The organism is Pantoea sp. DY-5 (assembly GCF_019795955.1).
GTDB lineage: Bacteria > Pseudomonadota > Gammaproteobacteria > Enterobacterales > Enterobacteriaceae > Pantoea > Pantoea leporis.
On sequence record NZ_JAIMIE010000002.1, the window covers coordinates 422477 to 439272 of the forward strand.

At 52.1% G+C, this 16796-nt stretch carries 23 protein-coding genes; 2 read left to right on the forward strand and 21 right to left on the reverse strand.

Translation table 11 applies throughout. The annotated features are described in order from the left end of the window. Positions 1 to 10: 10 nt before the first annotated feature. The 11 genes from K5Y30_RS10125 to K5Y30_RS10170 all read right to left on the reverse strand — a co-directional run bounded on the left by K5Y30_RS10125 (position 11) and on the right by K5Y30_RS10170 (position 5504). Entirely contained in the window at positions 11 to 460 is a 450-nt protein-coding gene (locus tag K5Y30_RS10125) for a phage virion morphogenesis protein (protein WP_222211256.1), read from the reverse strand. After that, on the reverse strand, positions 453 to 893 hold the full coding sequence (locus K5Y30_RS10130) for a phage tail protein (protein ID WP_222211257.1): 441 nt from the start codon (positions 891 to 893) through the stop codon (positions 453 to 455). Before K5Y30_RS10130 ends, K5Y30_RS10125 begins: the two co-directional genes overlap by 8 nt. Continuing rightward, entirely contained in the window at positions 856 to 1104 is a 249-nt protein-coding gene (gene lysC, locus K5Y30_RS24855; protein WP_255606643.1) for an Rz1-like lysis system protein LysC, read from the reverse strand. Before lysC ends, K5Y30_RS10130 begins: the two co-directional genes overlap by 38 nt. Next, positions 989 to 1417 carry an Rz-like lysis system protein LysB gene (gene lysB, locus K5Y30_RS10135; protein ID WP_222211258.1) on the reverse strand — a complete coding sequence of 143 codons (429 nt, stop codon included), beginning with the start codon at positions 1415 to 1417 and terminating at the stop codon, positions 989 to 991. Before lysB ends, lysC begins: the two co-directional genes overlap by 116 nt. Then, entirely contained in the window at positions 1414 to 1929 is a 516-nt protein-coding gene (locus K5Y30_RS10140; protein ID WP_061720351.1) for a lysozyme, read from the reverse strand. The genes lysB and K5Y30_RS10140 overlap by 4 nt, the downstream gene beginning before the upstream one ends. Continuing rightward, entirely contained in the window at positions 1910 to 2122 is a 213-nt protein-coding gene (locus K5Y30_RS10145; RefSeq protein ID WP_039390631.1) for an HP1 family phage holin, read from the reverse strand. Before K5Y30_RS10145 ends, K5Y30_RS10140 begins: the two co-directional genes overlap by 20 nt. A 3-nt stretch (positions 2123 to 2125) precedes the next feature. Further along, on the reverse strand, positions 2126 to 2329 hold the full coding sequence (locus K5Y30_RS10150) for a tail protein X (protein WP_061720352.1): 204 nt from the start codon (positions 2327 to 2329) through the stop codon (positions 2126 to 2128). Next, entirely contained in the window at positions 2329 to 2793 is a 465-nt protein-coding gene (locus tag K5Y30_RS10155) for a head completion/stabilization protein (RefSeq protein WP_222211259.1), read from the reverse strand. Before K5Y30_RS10155 ends, K5Y30_RS10150 begins: the two co-directional genes overlap by 1 nt. 98 nt (positions 2794 to 2891) lie before the next feature. Continuing rightward, on the reverse strand, positions 2892 to 3542 hold the full coding sequence (locus K5Y30_RS10160) for a terminase endonuclease subunit (RefSeq protein ID WP_222211261.1): 651 nt from the start codon (positions 3540 to 3542) through the stop codon (positions 2892 to 2894). A 2-nt stretch (positions 3543 to 3544) separates the two neighbouring features. Beyond that, complete coding sequence (locus K5Y30_RS10165) at positions 3545 to 4606, reverse strand: phage major capsid protein, P2 family (RefSeq protein WP_222211263.1); 1062 nt, start codon at positions 4604 to 4606, stop codon at positions 3545 to 3547. A gap of 46 nt (positions 4607 to 4652) precedes the next feature. After that, complete coding sequence (locus tag K5Y30_RS10170) at positions 4653 to 5504, reverse strand: GPO family capsid scaffolding protein (protein ID WP_222211265.1); 852 nt, start codon at positions 5502 to 5504, stop codon at positions 4653 to 4655. 142 nt (positions 5505 to 5646) lie between these two features. On the opposite strand from K5Y30_RS10170, the gene K5Y30_RS10175 reads away from it, so the two are divergent. Beyond that, positions 5647 to 7413 carry a terminase ATPase subunit family protein gene (locus K5Y30_RS10175; RefSeq protein WP_222211267.1) on the forward strand — a complete coding sequence of 589 codons (1767 nt, stop codon included), beginning with the start codon at positions 5647 to 5649 and terminating at the stop codon, positions 7411 to 7413. Then, positions 7414 to 8442 carry a phage portal protein gene (locus tag K5Y30_RS10180; RefSeq protein WP_222211269.1) on the forward strand — a complete coding sequence of 343 codons (1029 nt, stop codon included), beginning with the start codon at positions 7414 to 7416 and terminating at the stop codon, positions 8440 to 8442. 28 nt (positions 8443 to 8470) lie between these two features. On the opposite strand, the gene K5Y30_RS10185 is transcribed toward K5Y30_RS10180, so the two are convergent. The 10 genes from K5Y30_RS10185 to K5Y30_RS10230 all read right to left on the reverse strand — a co-directional run bounded on the left by K5Y30_RS10185 (position 8471) and on the right by K5Y30_RS10230 (position 16782). Further along, positions 8471 to 10213, reverse strand: coding sequence for an AIPR family protein (locus K5Y30_RS10185; protein ID WP_222211271.1), 1743 nt, complete (start codon positions 10211 to 10213; stop codon positions 8471 to 8473). A gap of 230 nt (positions 10214 to 10443) precedes the next feature. Further along, entirely contained in the window at positions 10444 to 10701 is a 258-nt protein-coding gene (locus K5Y30_RS10190) for a hypothetical protein (protein WP_222211273.1), read from the reverse strand. Positions 10702 to 10807: 106 nt separating this feature from the next. Continuing rightward, positions 10808 to 11629, reverse strand: coding sequence for a DUF2971 domain-containing protein (locus K5Y30_RS10195; protein WP_222211275.1), 822 nt, complete (start codon positions 11627 to 11629; stop codon positions 10808 to 10810). 126 nt (positions 11630 to 11755) lie between these two features. Next, positions 11756 to 11989: a DinI-like family protein gene (locus tag K5Y30_RS10200; protein ID WP_222211276.1), complete on the reverse strand. Its 234-nt coding sequence runs from the start codon at positions 11987 to 11989 to the stop codon at positions 11756 to 11758. A 17-nt stretch (positions 11990 to 12006) separates the two neighbouring features. After that, positions 12007 to 12198 (reverse strand): hypothetical protein, encoded by a 192-nt coding sequence (locus tag K5Y30_RS10205; RefSeq protein WP_370634192.1) that lies wholly within the window; start codon positions 12196 to 12198, stop codon positions 12007 to 12009. Positions 12199 to 12400: 202 nt separating this feature from the next. Next, positions 12401 to 14719: a replication endonuclease gene (locus K5Y30_RS10210; protein WP_255606619.1), complete on the reverse strand. Its 2319-nt coding sequence runs from the start codon at positions 14717 to 14719 to the stop codon at positions 12401 to 12403. After that, positions 14716 to 15468 (reverse strand): hypothetical protein, encoded by a 753-nt coding sequence (locus tag K5Y30_RS10215; RefSeq protein ID WP_222211280.1) that lies wholly within the window; start codon positions 15466 to 15468, stop codon positions 14716 to 14718. Before K5Y30_RS10215 ends, K5Y30_RS10210 begins: the two co-directional genes overlap by 4 nt. Then, positions 15465 to 16328 carry a DNA adenine methylase gene (locus K5Y30_RS10220; RefSeq protein ID WP_222211282.1) on the reverse strand — a complete coding sequence of 288 codons (864 nt, stop codon included), beginning with the start codon at positions 16326 to 16328 and terminating at the stop codon, positions 15465 to 15467. Before K5Y30_RS10220 ends, K5Y30_RS10215 begins: the two co-directional genes overlap by 4 nt. Next, entirely contained in the window at positions 16325 to 16552 is a 228-nt protein-coding gene (locus K5Y30_RS10225; protein WP_101762944.1) for a TraR/DksA family transcriptional regulator, read from the reverse strand. The genes K5Y30_RS10220 and K5Y30_RS10225 overlap by 4 nt, the downstream gene beginning before the upstream one ends. After that, complete coding sequence (locus K5Y30_RS10230; protein ID WP_222211284.1) at positions 16552 to 16782, reverse strand: DUF2732 family protein; 231 nt, start codon at positions 16780 to 16782, stop codon at positions 16552 to 16554. Before K5Y30_RS10230 ends, K5Y30_RS10225 begins: the two co-directional genes overlap by 1 nt. Between the last annotated feature and the right edge of the window lie 14 nt (positions 16783 to 16796).

Consider the following 16796-nt stretch of genomic DNA (forward strand, 5'->3'; position numbering starts at 1 on the left):
AAAAAATCAATCACTTTCGAGCTAACCATTCGTTTAGTAACTCAATGATTTTTTCTTTGGTGAACGTATCAATTCCCAGTAGAGGACGCTCAGCGTATTTCACTTCCGTGCCGCGTCGGTTAACCCTATCGCGCAAGCCGTAATGATGAACGCGGACCAGCTTCTGCACGTCGGGCACAAACGCAATTTCAGCCATATTTGCGTTTGCCTGCGCTTTGAGGTACTTCGCCGTCTTCAGCTTCGCAAACATCTTGCGGCGTATGCGGCCCGGCTTGGTTCGCGCAGTGACGCGTCGCGGCTCCCACGCCGTGCCGTCCGGACTGCGCTGCAGCGTAATATTGTTCTGCTGAATGCGTCGCACATCGCGCGCCACTTCGCGCAGCATCTTTGTGCGCATGGCCGGTTCGAGCTGCGACAGCAGCGCACCCAGCCACTCCTCAACGTCATGCAGCTCAGCCACGGCGCACCGTCCAGCCTTCCTCTGCATCGTCTGGCGCTTCCGGATCCGACACGGCCTCAACTGACATCACGCCGTCAACTTCCTTCACGATCACACGTTCCGTCAGCTTCAGGTTCATGCTGATGTCGCAGCGATCATTGCCGAGAATGTCCGCCTCAAAGGTGAAAAGCCGCTCGCGCTCGATGGCGTTCTGCAGCGCGTCCGGCTGGTTGACGCCGAGCCAGAATAAAACGGGCGCCATCAGCAGATTCTGGTCGCCGGTGAAGTCCGTCACCACCACGTTCAGGGTGTAGCGGTACTCCCATGAAATCGACGCGGCGGATGTGGCAACCACTGCGCCATTGTCAACGAACAGGTGCAGGCGGTCCGGGTTGTCAGCAACGTAGGGCACTGCTTTATTCAGGGCGTTTCGTAAGGACTGCGGCTTGTTCATCGTCTTTATCCTGACAGCTGATGATGGTGTCTACCTTGTCGGCGCAGGCCGCCCAGGCGGCCTCGGTGTCGTCCAGCAGCGCCAACATGTCGCCATTACGGCGCGGCGCGGCTTCGTCCAGGCGGCACGGGGTGATTCGAGGACAGCCACTCACGGTAAGACTGACCTCCGGTGAGGGCCGGTCGCTGGCGCAGCCGGATAACAGGATCAGGCAAAGGGGCATCAGCCCAGCGGCGAAGCTCGTCATTTTCACGTTTGAGTTCCTCAATGGTGCGCTGCCGGTCACGCAACAACGTGCCGTTCTGCTCGGCGGCGGCGTAAAGCTGCGTCTGCGCCCGGCTGCTGGTCTGCGTCAGAATGTTGAGGGCAATCAGCTGGCCGTTTTTCTGCGACAGCTTTTTGCCCTGCGCGGCTAAATCTTTCACCTGCGCGTCAATTTTGTTGTGGGCGGTACTGAGCCGCCACGACTGCACGCCTAGCGCGGCAATCAGAACGAGCACTATCGCCGCCAGCGCGCGCATCATGCTGTTACTCCTTTTAAGCACCATGCCAGCTCACGCTGTCGCCGGTTATCCAGCCCCTGATTAAATATGCCCTTCACGTACACCCAGCGCGGCAGCTGATAGCAGGCATCGCGCCAGCGCCCCTTTTTGATAAGCGCCACCATGGTTGAGCCGCAGGCGTTGCCGGTGCCGACGTTAAACGCCAGCGACACCAGCGCGTCGTAAAGCGACTGCGGCATAGAAACCGCAGCGCAGCGCGCCAGTGCCGCCTCAACGCGTAACACGTTGGTGATGAAATTCCCCGCCGCCTGCCGCTCGGTGATGATCCGGCCTGGCACCACACCGACGGTGTTACCAATGCCGTCGGTCCATTTTCCCGCGTCGCACAGGTACGGCTTCAGGCGGCAGCCCTCATAATCGGCGATCAGCTTCAGCCCCTCGACGGAGGTGTGCAGCTGCTGGAAACCCGGCATCGTCGCGGCGATAGCCAGCACCATGCCGACGGTGCAGCGCTTAACGGTTTGCAGATTCATACTCCTCCCGCGTGATGCGCCCGGCGGCCAGCAGCTGATAGGTTTTGCGCTTGTAGTACCAGCTGATGATTGCCATCAGCAGGCCGATTAATACCCCGGCCACGGTTGAAACGTCTTTTAGCGACAGGTCGCCCAGCCATGCCATACCGACGGCAATAAACCAGACGATCCCGGCGCGGATTCTTTCCCACATGATTCAGTCCCATAGCTGGACGGCCTGCACGGTGGCCGCCGCCGTCACGTCCGGCAGCTCCACCTCCAGCCCGTGCGGTAAAATGGGGCCGTGCTCCGCCAGCCCCGGATTGGCCTGCAATACCTGCTCCGTCATGCCCTGCGTACGCCCGTAGTGACGCCAGCAGATTTCGTCCACTGTGTCGTACTGCTGCGCGCGCACCTTCATCAGATAAGCTCAACGGTGCAGTGCGGCGCGTTCTGTACGCGGCTGATGGCCCAGCGAGCGTCGCGCCACAGGTCGCCGGTGGCGTCATCCAGCTCTTCCCCGCGCTTCGCTGCGGCAGCGGTGGCGTCAAAGTCCTGATAACGCTCGTTCAGCACCGCGCGCGCCCAGCACCACACCGCATTCTCATAGTGATGCAGGCGCACGCTGCGCCCGGCCAGCTGCTCCGCCGGTACATCGGCCAGCCCGTTAAAGCCGCGCAGCTCCTGCTGTTCGCGCCACGTGTACAGCTCAGCGTTCACTTCCGCCATCGCGGTGAGCACAACCTGCTTCAGACGCTGCGGCGTCACGGTGCCGTCAACGCGCATCACGCTGCGAAACGTCGCCAGATCGATGTCCGGCCAGAATGAATTGTTGGGGATAATTTCCGGCGTTCCCGTCGCCTTTTCCGGCGCTACAAACTGCATGCCTTATTTCTCCTGAATAGGTGGGCGGTGGACGGGGTTTTGATGCGGCGCTGCCTGTCGCCACCCCGTGCCGCCCCGCGCGTGGGCACGTCCGGTTATCAGCTGGCGTTGCGAATTTTCCGCTCCAGCTGCTCAATGTCTTTTTTCACCCCGCAGCGTTCGTCGAGCTGCATGGCCTGCTGCAGATGGTTCAGCGCGGAAACCGGCTGGCTTTCGCGCAGCACCCAGCCGAGCGACTTGTGCAGGCGGGCGCGCGACTGATCGGGCATATCCAGATCGCCGATCACGTCGAGCGTCTGCATCAGCAGGTCGGGGTCAAAGTCGGCTTTTGCCATGAGGGCGTTTTTCGCGGCGTCGGCCATCTCCTCGGCCAGCAGCGTCTGCACGTTGCGGCTAAAGCCCTGCGGCATTGACCAGCCGTGGCGGATAGCGTGGCGGCCAATGGTGAGCGCCCCGGCATAATCACCGGCATCAACGCGCCAGAGCATTACGTACATCAGCACGTCGTCCTGCTGCGCGCCGTCGGCGGCCAGCACGCCGTCCACCCACGGCACGTATTTAGGCAGGACACCCACCTTGATTTCGGCCTTCTTCACGGTGGACTGAATGCCCTTGAGGCGGCGGCGGTCTTCGCCAAGCTGCATCAGCATCAGGTCATAACCCTTTAAATGGCTGCCACTGCCGCCCTTGCGGGCGGCCTCCTGTGCCAGAACATATTGCGTGTGCCGCTGAAAAGGACTCATCGCCATGCCTATGCCTCTGCGCCGCTTGCCGCAGGTGCGGCGAATTCGCCCATTTCAATGTTTTCAACCAGGCAAACGCATTCGTAATCCTCAACCACGTACGCTTCGTTGACGGACTCAAAATTCTCAACACGATCGCGTTTTGGGTTGTCAATGACGGCGCGACGGCGGCTTTCGTCCTGCCAGTAAATGGAGAGGTTATCGAGGCGGGTGATCAGCAATGCGTCAGCCGGGAAGTAAGGCGCACGCACAGCCTGTAAGCCGCCCATGCGTTTCTGGCTGATGATGAGGTCAGCGGCCAGAGCCTCGGTGTTTGGCTGCTGCTGATTCACCAGTGGGAAATATTTATCTGCCAGCAGACCGCGACCACAAACCACTACCAGATCGGTGTCGTCCTGATACTGAACGCCAATTTTGCGGTTAACCGCATCCATCACCAGGGCGTCCAGATTCGCAAAGTCACCGTTTTTGCCGACGCGGACTGAAGCAGACAGGCTGCCGTCATCCTGCGGAATGCCCTTAATGACATGCACCGGTGATTCCTGGCGGATTTTTTCCAGCCAGCCAATATTGACGTCCTGCAGCAGAGGGTTTTCTACGCGGTTTGAGGTTTTCTCACGCTTCACGCCGTTGAAACCGATCATGATGCGGTCCAGCGCCTGACGCTGGATGATGGCGTCACGAATGCGGGTCTGAAAGTCCTGGAACTTCGCCCACAAATCCAGCTTTGCGTAAGGTAACGCGGTATCGAAATTGGTCTGGGTGCACTTGTAGCCAGTGCCGTCAATGTAAGTCGGATCGGTTGGCTGGCGCTCCTGCGAAGAAGTATCTGTGGTGCCTGCAATGGTCGAACCCACGCCCAGCCCCAGCACTTCACCGGATTGCTCGTCCACCGGGATGATGTTAATCATCTTCAGGAAGGCGGCAGACTCCTGAATTTTGCTTTCCAGCTTCTGCGCTACGGACGGCTCGACGGTGAATTTCGCGCTGATGTCCGGCACTTCCACATCGTTAAGCTTCGCCAGCTGCGTGAGGAAGGCATTGAATTTGAATCGGGTCGTTTTTTTCATCGTTCAGTTTCTCTGAAATCAGTTATGTAAAGTGGAATGGCCTGTATCAGCAGTCGGTCAGGTTCTCACTGGCGCCGCTTCCACCCGGTGCGCGCTGGCGGTAATCGGTGCGGCTGTCTTCGCGGCCCAGCAGCTCCTTCAGTTCGGCAAAGTCTTCTTTCTGCCCTTTCAGGTCGGCCAGCTGCGTTTCCAGTTCGGTTTCCAGCTTGCTCAGGCGTTCCGCCTGTTCATTCAGCGCCTTGTCGGTGCGGGTGCCGTAGTCCTGCTGTTCGGTAGCAATAAGCTCAACCGCCTGATGCACGTCAGAAAAGCGGGCGTCGTCAGACAGCTGCTTTTTTCCGAACAGCGCGGTGATGCGGGCAAACAGCGCGGGCTTGTCCTCCACCTCTTCCAGCTCGATCACGGTTTCGGTGGCGGCGGTGAACAGGTTTTCCGGGTGCTGCTTGCGGTTCGCCAGCGGATTCAGCTCGGCTTTCGCGCTGAAGGCCAGCATCTCGGTGCCGAGGCTTGCCGGGTCGTCGGTGGCAGCCAGCCCAACCAGATAGGCTTTGCCGGTGTCGGCAAACTTGGTGCTGACTTCCATGGAGGTGAAAAGCTTCTGGCCCTGCTTTACCAGCGCCACAAGGGAATCTGTCGGCAGGATGTCGGCATATAGCGCCAGCTTTCCGGCCAGCGGACCGTCGGTGATCTCCTCGGTGCCCAGCGCGCTTACCGTGCCGTAACGGTTAAAGGTGCTGTCTGGCGAGTACGATTTGATGTGTTCAAGATTGATGGTCGCGGTGTAAACCGCCGGGTTGTAGGCGGCGGCCATCTGCTCCAGCCACTCGCGGGAAATTTCGCGCCCGTCCGTGGTGGCACCTTCCACCCCGATACGAAAACGCTTTGCTTTAACTGCCATAGGTCAGGCTCCGTTGGGTAAATCGCTTTGAGGCCTTATGTTTGCGGTTCAGAGGGGATCGAAACAACGCGGGCACGTTGTGCGGGCAGCCACACAACGGCAGACGGCAGAAAAGGGATCGGCGGGGCCGTATTTTGGGGCCATGACAACGACACTCGCCCCCGAAGACCTCGATCCCCGCAGGCAGGCCATGCTGCTGTACTTTCAGGGATACCGTATCGCCCGCATTGCTGAAATGCTGGGAGAGAAACCCGCAACCGTTCACAGCTGGAAGAAGCGCGACAAGTGGGGCGACTACGGCCCGCTTGACCAGATGCAGCTGACCACCGCCGCGCGCTACTGCCAGCTGATCATGAAGGAGACAAAAGAAGGGAGAGACTTCAAGGAGATTGACCTGCTGGCGCGTCAGTCCGAGCGCCATGCCCGCATCGGCAAGTTCAGTAACGGCGGCAACGAGGCGGATCTCAATCCTAATGTAGCGAACCGCAACAGCGGGCCGCGCAAGCCGCCTGAAAAGAACGTGTTTACCGACGAACAGGTGGAGAAATTACAGGAGATTTTCCACGGCTCGATGTTCGGCTACCAGCGCCAGTGGTGGGATGCGGGCAACAAGCACCGCATCCGCAACGTGCTGAAGTCGCGCCAGATTGGCGCCACCTACTATTTTGCGCGTGAGGCGCTGCTGGATGCGCTCACCACCGGCCGCAACCAGATTTTCCTTTCAGCGAGTAAGGCACAGGCGCACGTCTTCAAGCAGTACATCATTGAGTTCGCTAAAGAGGTGGACGTAGAGCTGAAAGGCGACCCGATGACGCTCAGCAACGGCGCGTGCCTGTACTTCCTCGGCACCAACGCCCGCACCGCGCAGAGCTATCACGGCAATCTGTACCTGGATGAATACTTCTGGATCCCGAAATTTCAGGAGCTGCGCAAGGTGGCGTCCGGCATGGCGCTGCATAAGAAGTGGCGACAGACCTATTTTTCAACGCCTTCCAGCCTCACGCACAGCGCCTATCCGTTCTGGTCCGGCGGCCTGTTCAACCGGGGCCGCGCCAAGGCGGACCGCGTGGATATCGACCTGTCGCACATGAACCTTTCACCTGGCCGCTTCTGCGATGACGGCCAGTTCCGCCAGATTGTCACCGTTGAGGACGCCGTGCGCGGCGGCTGCAACCTGTTCGACCTCGACCAGCTGCGACTCGAATACAGCCCGCCGGAATACCAGAACCTGCTGATGTGCGAATTTGTAGACGATCTGGCGTCCGTGTTCCCGCTGCAGCTGCTGCAGAAGTGCATGGTGGACAGCTGGGAAATCTGGAGCGACTTCGAAGCGCTGGCGCTGCGGCCATTCGGCTGGCGCGAAGTGTGGATCGGTTACGACCCGGCGAAAGGTACGCAGAACGGCGACAGCGCCGGGTGCGTGGTGATCGCCCCGCCTGCGGTGCCGGGCGGTAAGTTCCGCATTCTGGAGCGCCACCAGTGGCGCGGCATGGACTTTCGCGCGCAGGCCGAGTCCATCAAGAAACTTACGCAGCAGTACAACGTGACCTATATCGGCATCGACTCCACCGGCGTCGGCCTCGGAGTGTATGAGAACGTGAAGATGTTTTTCCCGGCGGTGAAGGAGTTTGTTTATAACCCGAACGTGAAAAACGCCCTGGTGCTGAAGGCGTTCGACATCATCAGCAGCGGGCGTCTGGAGTTCGACGCCGGGCACCTCGACATCGCGCAGTCATTTATGGCAATCCGCCGCGCCACCACGGCCAGCGGCAACCGCCCGACCTACGAAGCCAGCCGCAGCGAAGAAGCAAGCCACGCCGATCTGGCGTGGGCGACCATGCACGCGCTGGCAAACGAACCGCTACAGGGCGAAGCCGCCCACACCGGCAACATTATGGAGATTTTTTAAATGAGCAAACGCAGGAACCGCACGCGCACGCAGCCCGTGCAGCAGGAACAGATGAACGGCGGCCCGGCGGCAGAAGCGTTCACCTTTGGCGACCCGGTGCCGGTGCTGGACCGCCGCGAGCTGCTGGATTACGTGGAATGTGTGGTTATGGACAGGTGGTATGAACCTCCGGTGAGCTTTGATGGGCTGGCGCGGACGTTCCGCGCCGCCGTACATCACAGCTCGCCAATCAACGTGAAGCGCAACATTCTGACCAGTACCTTCATCCCGCATCCGCTGCTGAGTCAGCAGGCGTTTAGCCGCTTCGTGCAGGACTATCTGGTCTTCGGCAACGCTTACTTGGAGAAGCGCACTAACAGGCTGGGCGGCGTGCTGGCGCTTGAGCCGGCACTGGCAAAATTCACGAGACGCGGCACCGAATTAGACACCTACTGGTTTGTGCAGTACGGCATGAACACTCAGCCCTACGAGTTCACTAAAGGCAGCGTGTTTCACCTGATGGAGCCGGATTTAAATCAGGAAGTTTACGGCCTGCCGGAATACCTTTCGGCGATCCCGTCCACCCTGCTAAACGAGTCGGCAACGCTGTTCCGCCGCAAATACTACCTTAACGGCAGTCACGCCGGTTTCATCATGTACATGACCGACGCGGCGCAGAATCAGGAAGACGTGAACAACATCCGCCAGGCAATGAAAAGCGCCAAGGGGCCGGGCAACTTCCGCAACCTGTTTATGTACTCGCCGAACGGTAAGAAGGACGGTATTCAAATCATCCCGCTTTCTGAGGTGGCGGCTAAGGATGAGTTTCTGAATATCAAAAACGTGAGCCGTGACGACATGATGGCCGCGCATCGCGTGCCGCCGCAGATGATGGGGATCATGCCGAATAATGTTGGGGGATTTGGGGATGTTGAGAAGGCTAGTAAGGTATTTGTAAGAAATGAGTTGAATCCATTACAAAAAAGACTAAAGGAATTTAATAGTTGGATTGGTCAAGAGATAATTAAATTTGATGATTACAACTTTTAAAATTAAGGCCTCAAGTGAGGCCTTACAATTAAAAAGATGGTTTAACTTTCTCTTCGAACCCTTCATATACAGGGCGGTTCATTTGTGCTGTAGCGGCAATTAATTGAGAAAAATTTGATATACACTCTCTAACCTTAGTAGGGCTTTTCAATCCCCCATCAACCAACGCAGGTAAAAGCTGATTACTTAGAGCTAAACATATATCTACAATTGGTGCCCAAATTCTTTCAGCATCTGACGGAGAAACATTCTGTCCAAATGAAACTCTGAAAAGATTTGGCACGGTACGACCTAAGAAACTTTCAAGGCATTCAGTAATTGCCGAACATAGTAATGGAATCGCACCACGATACCTGAGGTATCCTAACTGTGCAGAATCGTTCTTAGACAACCCATCTTTCTTGGCTAAATTTATCTTCTTATTTTCAATACAACGCATAAGTGAGTAAGCACAAATAATGTGTGATGCTTTAGTGCTATCATTAAAAATTTTTGAGTAGTGTGAGTCATTCGTCCAGATTGCAGATCTCTGATTATAAGCCACTGTTGGCTCACCATGAAAACTCATCAGAGCTTGCCCTACAGTATAAGAAGGTAAAAGGTTAGGTTTTCTTCGTATGACACTCTCTGCTCCTCCTCTTCGACCACCTTCATACTCTGCATCAGGAAACGATTTAAATTCTATTTTTAATCTTTTCTGAATCTTATCCGTACTTCTAAAATCAGAAGCCTCTACTTTATTCTGGCTATTATTATATTGAATTATATTTTGTATTAAATCAGCATCACCATCTTTCACTTTGATAAATCGAGCTTGCACTTTCACTTCGTCAGGCGGTAATCTCGGTAATGAACCAAGTGCCCCAGTAGTTTGGGCACCATTAACAATCGACATACCTCTGACCTCAAGGTTATTCGCTTTGCTATTATGCTCATATTCATGTACTAATATTGTCACACCATTATTAAAAGCCCAAAACTCAGAAGAAGAGTTTTCCGCACTATTCCTAATGCTATTGTTAATATTTGAATCTGAAGATCTTGAACCTAAATAATCCCTTACGTTTGCAGAAAAAATCTTCAGTTTATGTTTCTTATAAGCTCGAGAAAGATCTTTACCTTGTATCGTCGTGCAGAATGCACTCCAATTCCCCCCCTTTACCTCGTACCCACCATCATTAACTTTAATATTGAACACCTCATCAACTAGAATTGGCGACAAAGACTCGCTATACCATTCCGTCAACCTATCAGCTCCAACTTCAAGGGCATGTACTTGGACTTTTGATTCTTTAAATTCATGTTGAAGAATTGTATTTGCTGTTTGTTGTACGGTGACAAGCTCCTGTGAAACATTTTTTGACAATGGGAGGTTGTGTACATACCAAACATATAAAGTTTTAATTTTTGATTGACTTATTAATGTTCTAATTTGCTGGGCTGAAGACCTTATTCTTTCAGGAACTTCCTGCAAATCTCTTTGTAATAACCATGCTAACGCTATATTTAGGTCGCTAGCCTTGTTTGCAGGTGCTTCTGGTCTATCTTTTGTTGAGTAATAACATTGAGCAAGAACGGCAAACTCTTCCTCTTCGTTAATAAATACTAAATCACATTTTTTATCATCATGCCCATCAGTAATAGATTCAGCTGCAACGCTGTCAATATCATCTATACGAAAATGCAAAGCTAATGCAAATAATGCTAATCCGTTATCGCCGTATGATTTCAAGTCTTCCCTGCTTTCATAAGCCTGCGTCCAAGTACTCATTGTCAATCCTTAGTAATGAATGTTCTTGAGAGACTATCTCCGTCACTCTACATGATCAACTGCATTTTATGTCGAAGCGCGCGCTCGTACCCCCGCCACGCCTGCGCGCTTTACGATGTGGTTTTCATGCACCTGCAGGACATAAACGAAAGCCCGCCAGAGCTGGCGGGCCGGCGCATAAACGATCCTTTTGGGATCATGCGATTTCATGCAGCATAGTCATGCACTAGTCACTCAAGCTTGAAGTCATCCACAGAAGGTAGTTTGAAAGTGCCAATTCCTTCTGCTGCGTCCATAAAATCCATACCTTGCCGTAAAGAAACAGGATAAGGAATTTCAAACAAAAAAACGAAATCGTAAGTTTTGCCGAGCCAGTAACCGCCGCCACATTCTTTCGGCCTCTGGAAAAATACCCACTCGCCGGGTTTGTAATAACTCAGTACATCACCACGGTAAACGATCTGAAATTTATCAGGAGCTTTAGCCATAACTAACGCCTCGCGGTGCTCGTTGTTCAACTCTGATGACAAAAAACAAGTTTTTATGTCATCAAAGTTTTAATGTTTATTAGCAAAAAAATTGAAAAATATAATCTCAATATAAATTTTCTATTTGAATTTTATAGTTATTAAAGTTCGCCTTTGCAACTAATAAATAAATATCATTTCTCTTAGAATAGTCTTCAAGAAAAGTCCGCATATCACCATGAAGCCTCTCTCCTACTATTATAGCGTCAACACAATTTTCATTTAACAAAATAGATTCTCCGGGATTATTTTTATATACATCATCCCCTTTCAAATACTTCAAACTCCTTACCTCCTCTTCCTTTTCCCAATCCTTGTGCTTGCAAACTGCAAAATCCGCATCTATTGTTAATTTAGCGCCACTGAGACTCTCAGCTAAATGCTTATATATATTTACTTTTGGCGCTTCATCAACATATTTTACATCTGTGAACTCAAGGCCAGAATTGCTTAATTTTTCTTTATTATAGGCAAAGCAAATCCCCTTCATACCATTGCCGTAATACCCCCACATCAAACGACTATCAAATGTTTTTGTGAAGCAGGCTACAGCGGTTTTCTGGCGAAATTCACTGATCATTTCTCCAACAAACTCCTCATTCCAGTGCTCCCTTATCATATTATATATAGGCTCTAACTCGTTTCGTACAAAGCAACGTCTAAAGAAATTGGGTGATTGTCTAAATGCAGCATTATTTTTTATTATTCTGGCTATATCATCTTTCCCCAACTTCGACAAACCATCAGCATCTAAGTTAAAAAACAACTCTAATGGATCATTCAAGCCATCAACTTTGGAGTGCCAAATAGATTTATTTACCAGTTCGCTTATAGTGTTCACATTGTCACCACGAAAACGAAACAAATGTTTATCTCTCGAAACAATCATAAAGCCACCAATATTAAATATAAATCACAAAGGTTTTATCAAATTATCGGTTTAAGTGCGAACGAAAAAATTCCAGCAAACAAAACATTCTGAAGCCAAAAGCAAGTTTTGCCGGCAGCACGGTTATCAGTGTAACCAGCTGTCGTCTTCCCAGACGTTCTGCAGGAGATCATTCAGGCGGCGCTTATCGTCATCGAGTTTGAATCCCAGCATTTCAATACTGGTATAACTGCCCTGCCGAACTCGTACAATGGTTTCAGGAAACAGCGCGTGAACACGCTTACTTACTTCATCTTGAAAGGCACTCAAAATGGATTGGCTTAGTTTTTGATTTTTATCGAGCATGATCTCGATTCGCATCGCAGCAACCCCAAGGATTATTTATCAAGTGGCACAGCCGAAAACACGACTGAAAATTGTTTGTTTGCCATCGAGGTATTGCTCGCGATCTCAGCGATAAGACTAAGCGCAATCTCCCTGTCACGTTCTTTGCAAATCCCTTCACTAGTAAGCCGAGCAATTAACTCGACACGTTCAAGCATTACCCGCTCTTGTAAATCGTTATCCACGCGCCCTCCCCAACAAAAATCACTGTACATCTATACAGTAGCATAGCATTCGGATTAAGCGGAAGAAAAATGTTGCGGTTGAAACAGGTTTTTATCTTCATGATATGAAACGTCTTTATCAGCATTAACCCAGCGGCTAACAACATCTTAAAATCACTAAAATTTACCTAACAATATTCTTCGCTTAACTAACCTCAGACCATTAATGAGCGTTTTTTGTTCTAACCGTTTCGGCCAATCGGTTAAATCTTGCTAATACACCACTCATTGAAGCCTCATTTTTTGGCCTCAAAAGGTCACCATAAGCAGAGCTGCGGACATTCTTTCCAGCGATTTCTGCTTGCGCGCCACTGATTAGGCGCACAGCCAAACCACGACTGATTGTTTCTCCGCATAAATCTTTCACCTGGCTGATTACGTTGTCGCAAGCAGCTTCAATTTTGCCCGATCGCCTCAACTTAAGGTGCCGCTTTTTAGGTTGTTCAGCCCTAATCCGGGCCAGAATTTGCCGCCGCTCTTTCGCACTCAAGCCATTAAGGTCGATTTTTTCCAAACTTTCCCGGAGATTCAAATCCTCAGATCTCAAACCTCCCGTACAGTTATTGACAGAACTCCGAGAGGACGCAGACGCGTCCAAAAATTCAACGGCCAAATCAAGGTCAACATCCAGTGCAGAAAGCGGCTTCGGTGCGCTTTCATACATGGCATCGATTGAACGTTTTGGGACGATCTTCCACTGTGCCAAACGAGTTAGTATTGGCGTGTCTGCTCCGACTTCAGTAGCAAAGACTCCTTTAATGCGCACGGTTTCTTCGCCGTACTCATTAACGTCCTCGCCTGGCTGATACCATGTCCGCACAGCCAAATCATCACGACGAACAAACGGACCACCCTGTGCGTTAACGTAACCAGCCCAATCACCGGCGTCGGCTGCATCATGTGCTGCAGCAAACTCAACACTTAAACCGTGCGCCGTTTCGCTGTCAGCCATGCGACGCAGCTCGCGGTATACAGTTACCGGCGCGCCGCCAACAAACTGGAACTGGCGAATGTGCCAGCGTGCAGCCCACGCAGAAACTGCTGGTGCAGTCTCCTTAAGTTCTTTTCCGCTTTCGTCGTCCAGCTCGCCATCGAGAGCGTAGCCATCGATATTCTTGGAAATATATTTAGCTACGTACCCGGTGGCGCTGCCTTTTTCCGGATCGATAGCTTCAGCATGAAAACGTGCTTTGCGTGCTTTATCTGTTGTCAGCTCGCCACTGTCTTCCTGATATGCGTAATCGCGGGTAATCCGACGAACTTGATCCACGTCTTCAGGGCGCATAAACATCAGCATATGCCAGTGCGGTGTGCCGTCGTGGTGCGGCTCGGCTACGCGAATACCGAAAATGCGAATATCCTCGCGGTGCAATTTGGCGCGGATTTTTTGCCAGACGTTGCAAAGGTAACGCTGCGTATCCGCCGGGCTTGCACCACTCCATTTCCGATTACGGTGTCCGGTCTTGATTGTTGCGTGAAAGCGAGCCGGGGCGGTCAGTGTGTAGAACTCACCAACAAAACCCATTTCATTGCAGATATTTTCAAAGCCACGGATGCGCGTCATTAACTCGCAGCGACGGATCGCTGGATTGGCCACACTTCCGTCGTATTTGTCGATCAGGCTGATGCGGTTGCCTTCTTCATCTTCCAGCTCAAGCGACTTTAGAAATTCGCGCGTGCGGCGCTTTTGCTCGCGCCATTCCGAGACATTCATATTGCTGGCGTAAGGGGTGTGTTTTTTGCTTACGTTCGCCAGCGCGATCTGTAAATGTTCGCGCCATGAGGCGGCGACGCGGCGCAGTCGGCCTTTCCACCACTTTTCAGTATGCATGCGCCGGATCGCAGGGGTGACTTCTTCCGGGTCAAAAAGTCGGGATGTGACTTTCTCCCACAGTGGCGGGGTTTGGCTAAACTCGCGTGTGATGGTTGCTGCTGTCATGTAAACGCGATGAGTGTATTTGTAATCTGACTCATCTTTTGCCTGATGGTGGGCCTGCACCAATTCAGCGAGGATTAGATTAGCAATATCGCCTGCCAGCAAATCAACATCAGCGCGCGCCATATCTGGAAGGCGATTAAAGCGGCGCATCAAATTATGTAATTGCCCGCCAGCAACAGCTGTGTTTTCACGATCAGTAGCATTTCCGCCAAGGAGATTCAGGGTGCTACCTTTCATTACACCAAGGCGATATTGAGCGCTGACAATCTCAACGCGTGGCAATGTGCGCTCTACGAAAGTCTTCGTAAAGTATGCATTGGCACGGGCTGTACCTTGTGTTTTTTCAAGCTCACTGGTGCGGCGCTTTACGTCGAGCTGAACCAGTGCCGGCTGTTGTTCAAGTAATTCCTGCGCACGCACTAAAGCCGCAATCATTTGATTGCGGCTGTGCGTTTCCTCGTAGGTAGGATAAGGGCTGGCGATCGCGCTCTTAGGTTTATTCCATTCATAAGCCCATCCAGACCGGATTAAAGACTCCATCATATTTCGAAGGCCAATTGAGGCGTAAACAGATCACGCTCAGGGTCATAATTAAGTGAACTGGCGCTATTCATTGACTCAATACGCTCAACCAGTACCGCAGCTCTGGTTTCCTTACTTGCAGGCGCATAAGCGCTTTTGTTCCAGGCTTTGTCTATTCCGATATTTCGAGCAACGTTAGTACTATCTGCTGATGAAAGCGGCACACGTTTGAACAGGTCTTTATTAAGCATCCGAAGCCCGTGCAACTTCGTGATTGGATACCCATTAGCATCAACAACATGACGTATAAGGTCACGCAAACGGGCTGCGCATTGTTTGGGTCTACAGGCGTCATACTCCCCCATTGAACCCAGCGCCACACGGGGAAACTCATTGCAAAGACGTATGAAACGTTCGTCTGATTCGTTCATATGCCACACAGGCACCCCGGCCACTTTCCCATGAGGCCATTCAGCTATTAATGCGTCGTTTTCATCACCACTACCGCCAATCACGTCGGGAATAATGGCGAACGCAAACCGAGGATGATTCGACCAACGAGCCACAAAGTCGTAATAACTATCCCAATCAACCACGCGTTTTTTAGTCCAGAAACTAAACGCGCCGTTATCAAGAGCAAAACTCTGGCAAACCTCAGAGGCCAGCAAAAGCTGACCTGGGTTAGCAAAACTGATAAACGCATGCCGGCCTTTCCATGCCTTGAGCGCACACGATTCAGGCGTAATAGGCCCGCCGTGGAAATGGATCATTGCGGCAACTCCATAAAAGCGGAGCTATTGAGCCCGGACGCCATATCCCATCCGATCAACGATTGATGGAACTCTGGCTTGCGCACAGCGATGATTTCCGTTGCACGCTTACCTTCACCGGCTTTAACGCCAACCGAGCGAGCCACAGTGATTTTGGTAATGTCGAAAGCGCGATAAATACTGCGAGTGAAAAGCGTATCGCTATTAGAAAGAATCACCGAGTTACGCTCAGAAATTCCCAGCAGATAACAGGCCAAAGAGTGCTGGTCATCTTCACTAAATCCGCCTGTGTGATATTCGGTGAATGTGCCGTGATATGGCGGATCGCAATAAACAACATCACCGGCCTTCACCATGCCCAGCGTTTCCTGATAGCCAGCACAAATAAACGTTGCACGCTGCGCCTTCTCAGCAAACATTTCGATTTCGTAAAGCGGGTAATAGGGTTTCGCGTAATGTCCGAAAGGAATGTTAAATTCGCCCTTGAGGTTGTAGCGGCAAACTCCGCGATAACCGTGGCGGTTCAAGTACAGAAAATGTGCCGCACGCTCCAGAAGCGGCATTGATGCATTTTCATTAAATTCTTTGCGCACACGGTAATAGCTTTCTTCAGTCGTGTTTTGGCTGAATAAAGCCATCGCCACCACGATAAACGGGCGCGTATGCTCTTTAATCTGGCGGTACATATTGATCAGGTCGGGATTGATATCAGCGACCAGATATTCGGGGTAATCGGTATTCATCATAACCGCGCATGAGCCTGCGAACGGCTCAACAAGGCGATTACCAGCAGGAAAATGTGCCGACAGCTCAGTCATTACGCGGACTTTACTTCCCGGCCATTTCAAAATGGTATTCATAAGGCAGCCCCTTTGTAATGAGCGCTTTTAAGCTCGCTGACTTCCTTGCATGTCACGCAAACAGAAACGCCCGGCAGCGCACGGCGTCGGGCTTCAGGAATTACGGCATCACACGACAGGCAGAAAAATTCGCTGGCGCCGGTAGGGTGCTGTTTAGCGTTTGCCAGATTGCGCGCCAGTTCTTCTTCAACTCGCTGCTGCACCAAGTCCATTGAATCCGCCATTAGTGCAACGCCTCCTGCGCTTCGCTCTCATAACGCTCAGCTTCCTGACGCAGAAGCTCTGCAGCTTCTACACCGCTCAAGCCTTTTTGCTGGATGCGCATAGCAAGATCAGTTAAACGTCTAGCTACCTGCATGCCCCGCTCGGCACGTTCTTCTGCGCGGGCGGATGTGATGATTGTGGAAAGCTGCTCGACATTTGCGTCGAATTTCCGTGTTTCGATATTTCGCATATTTAAATCTCCAG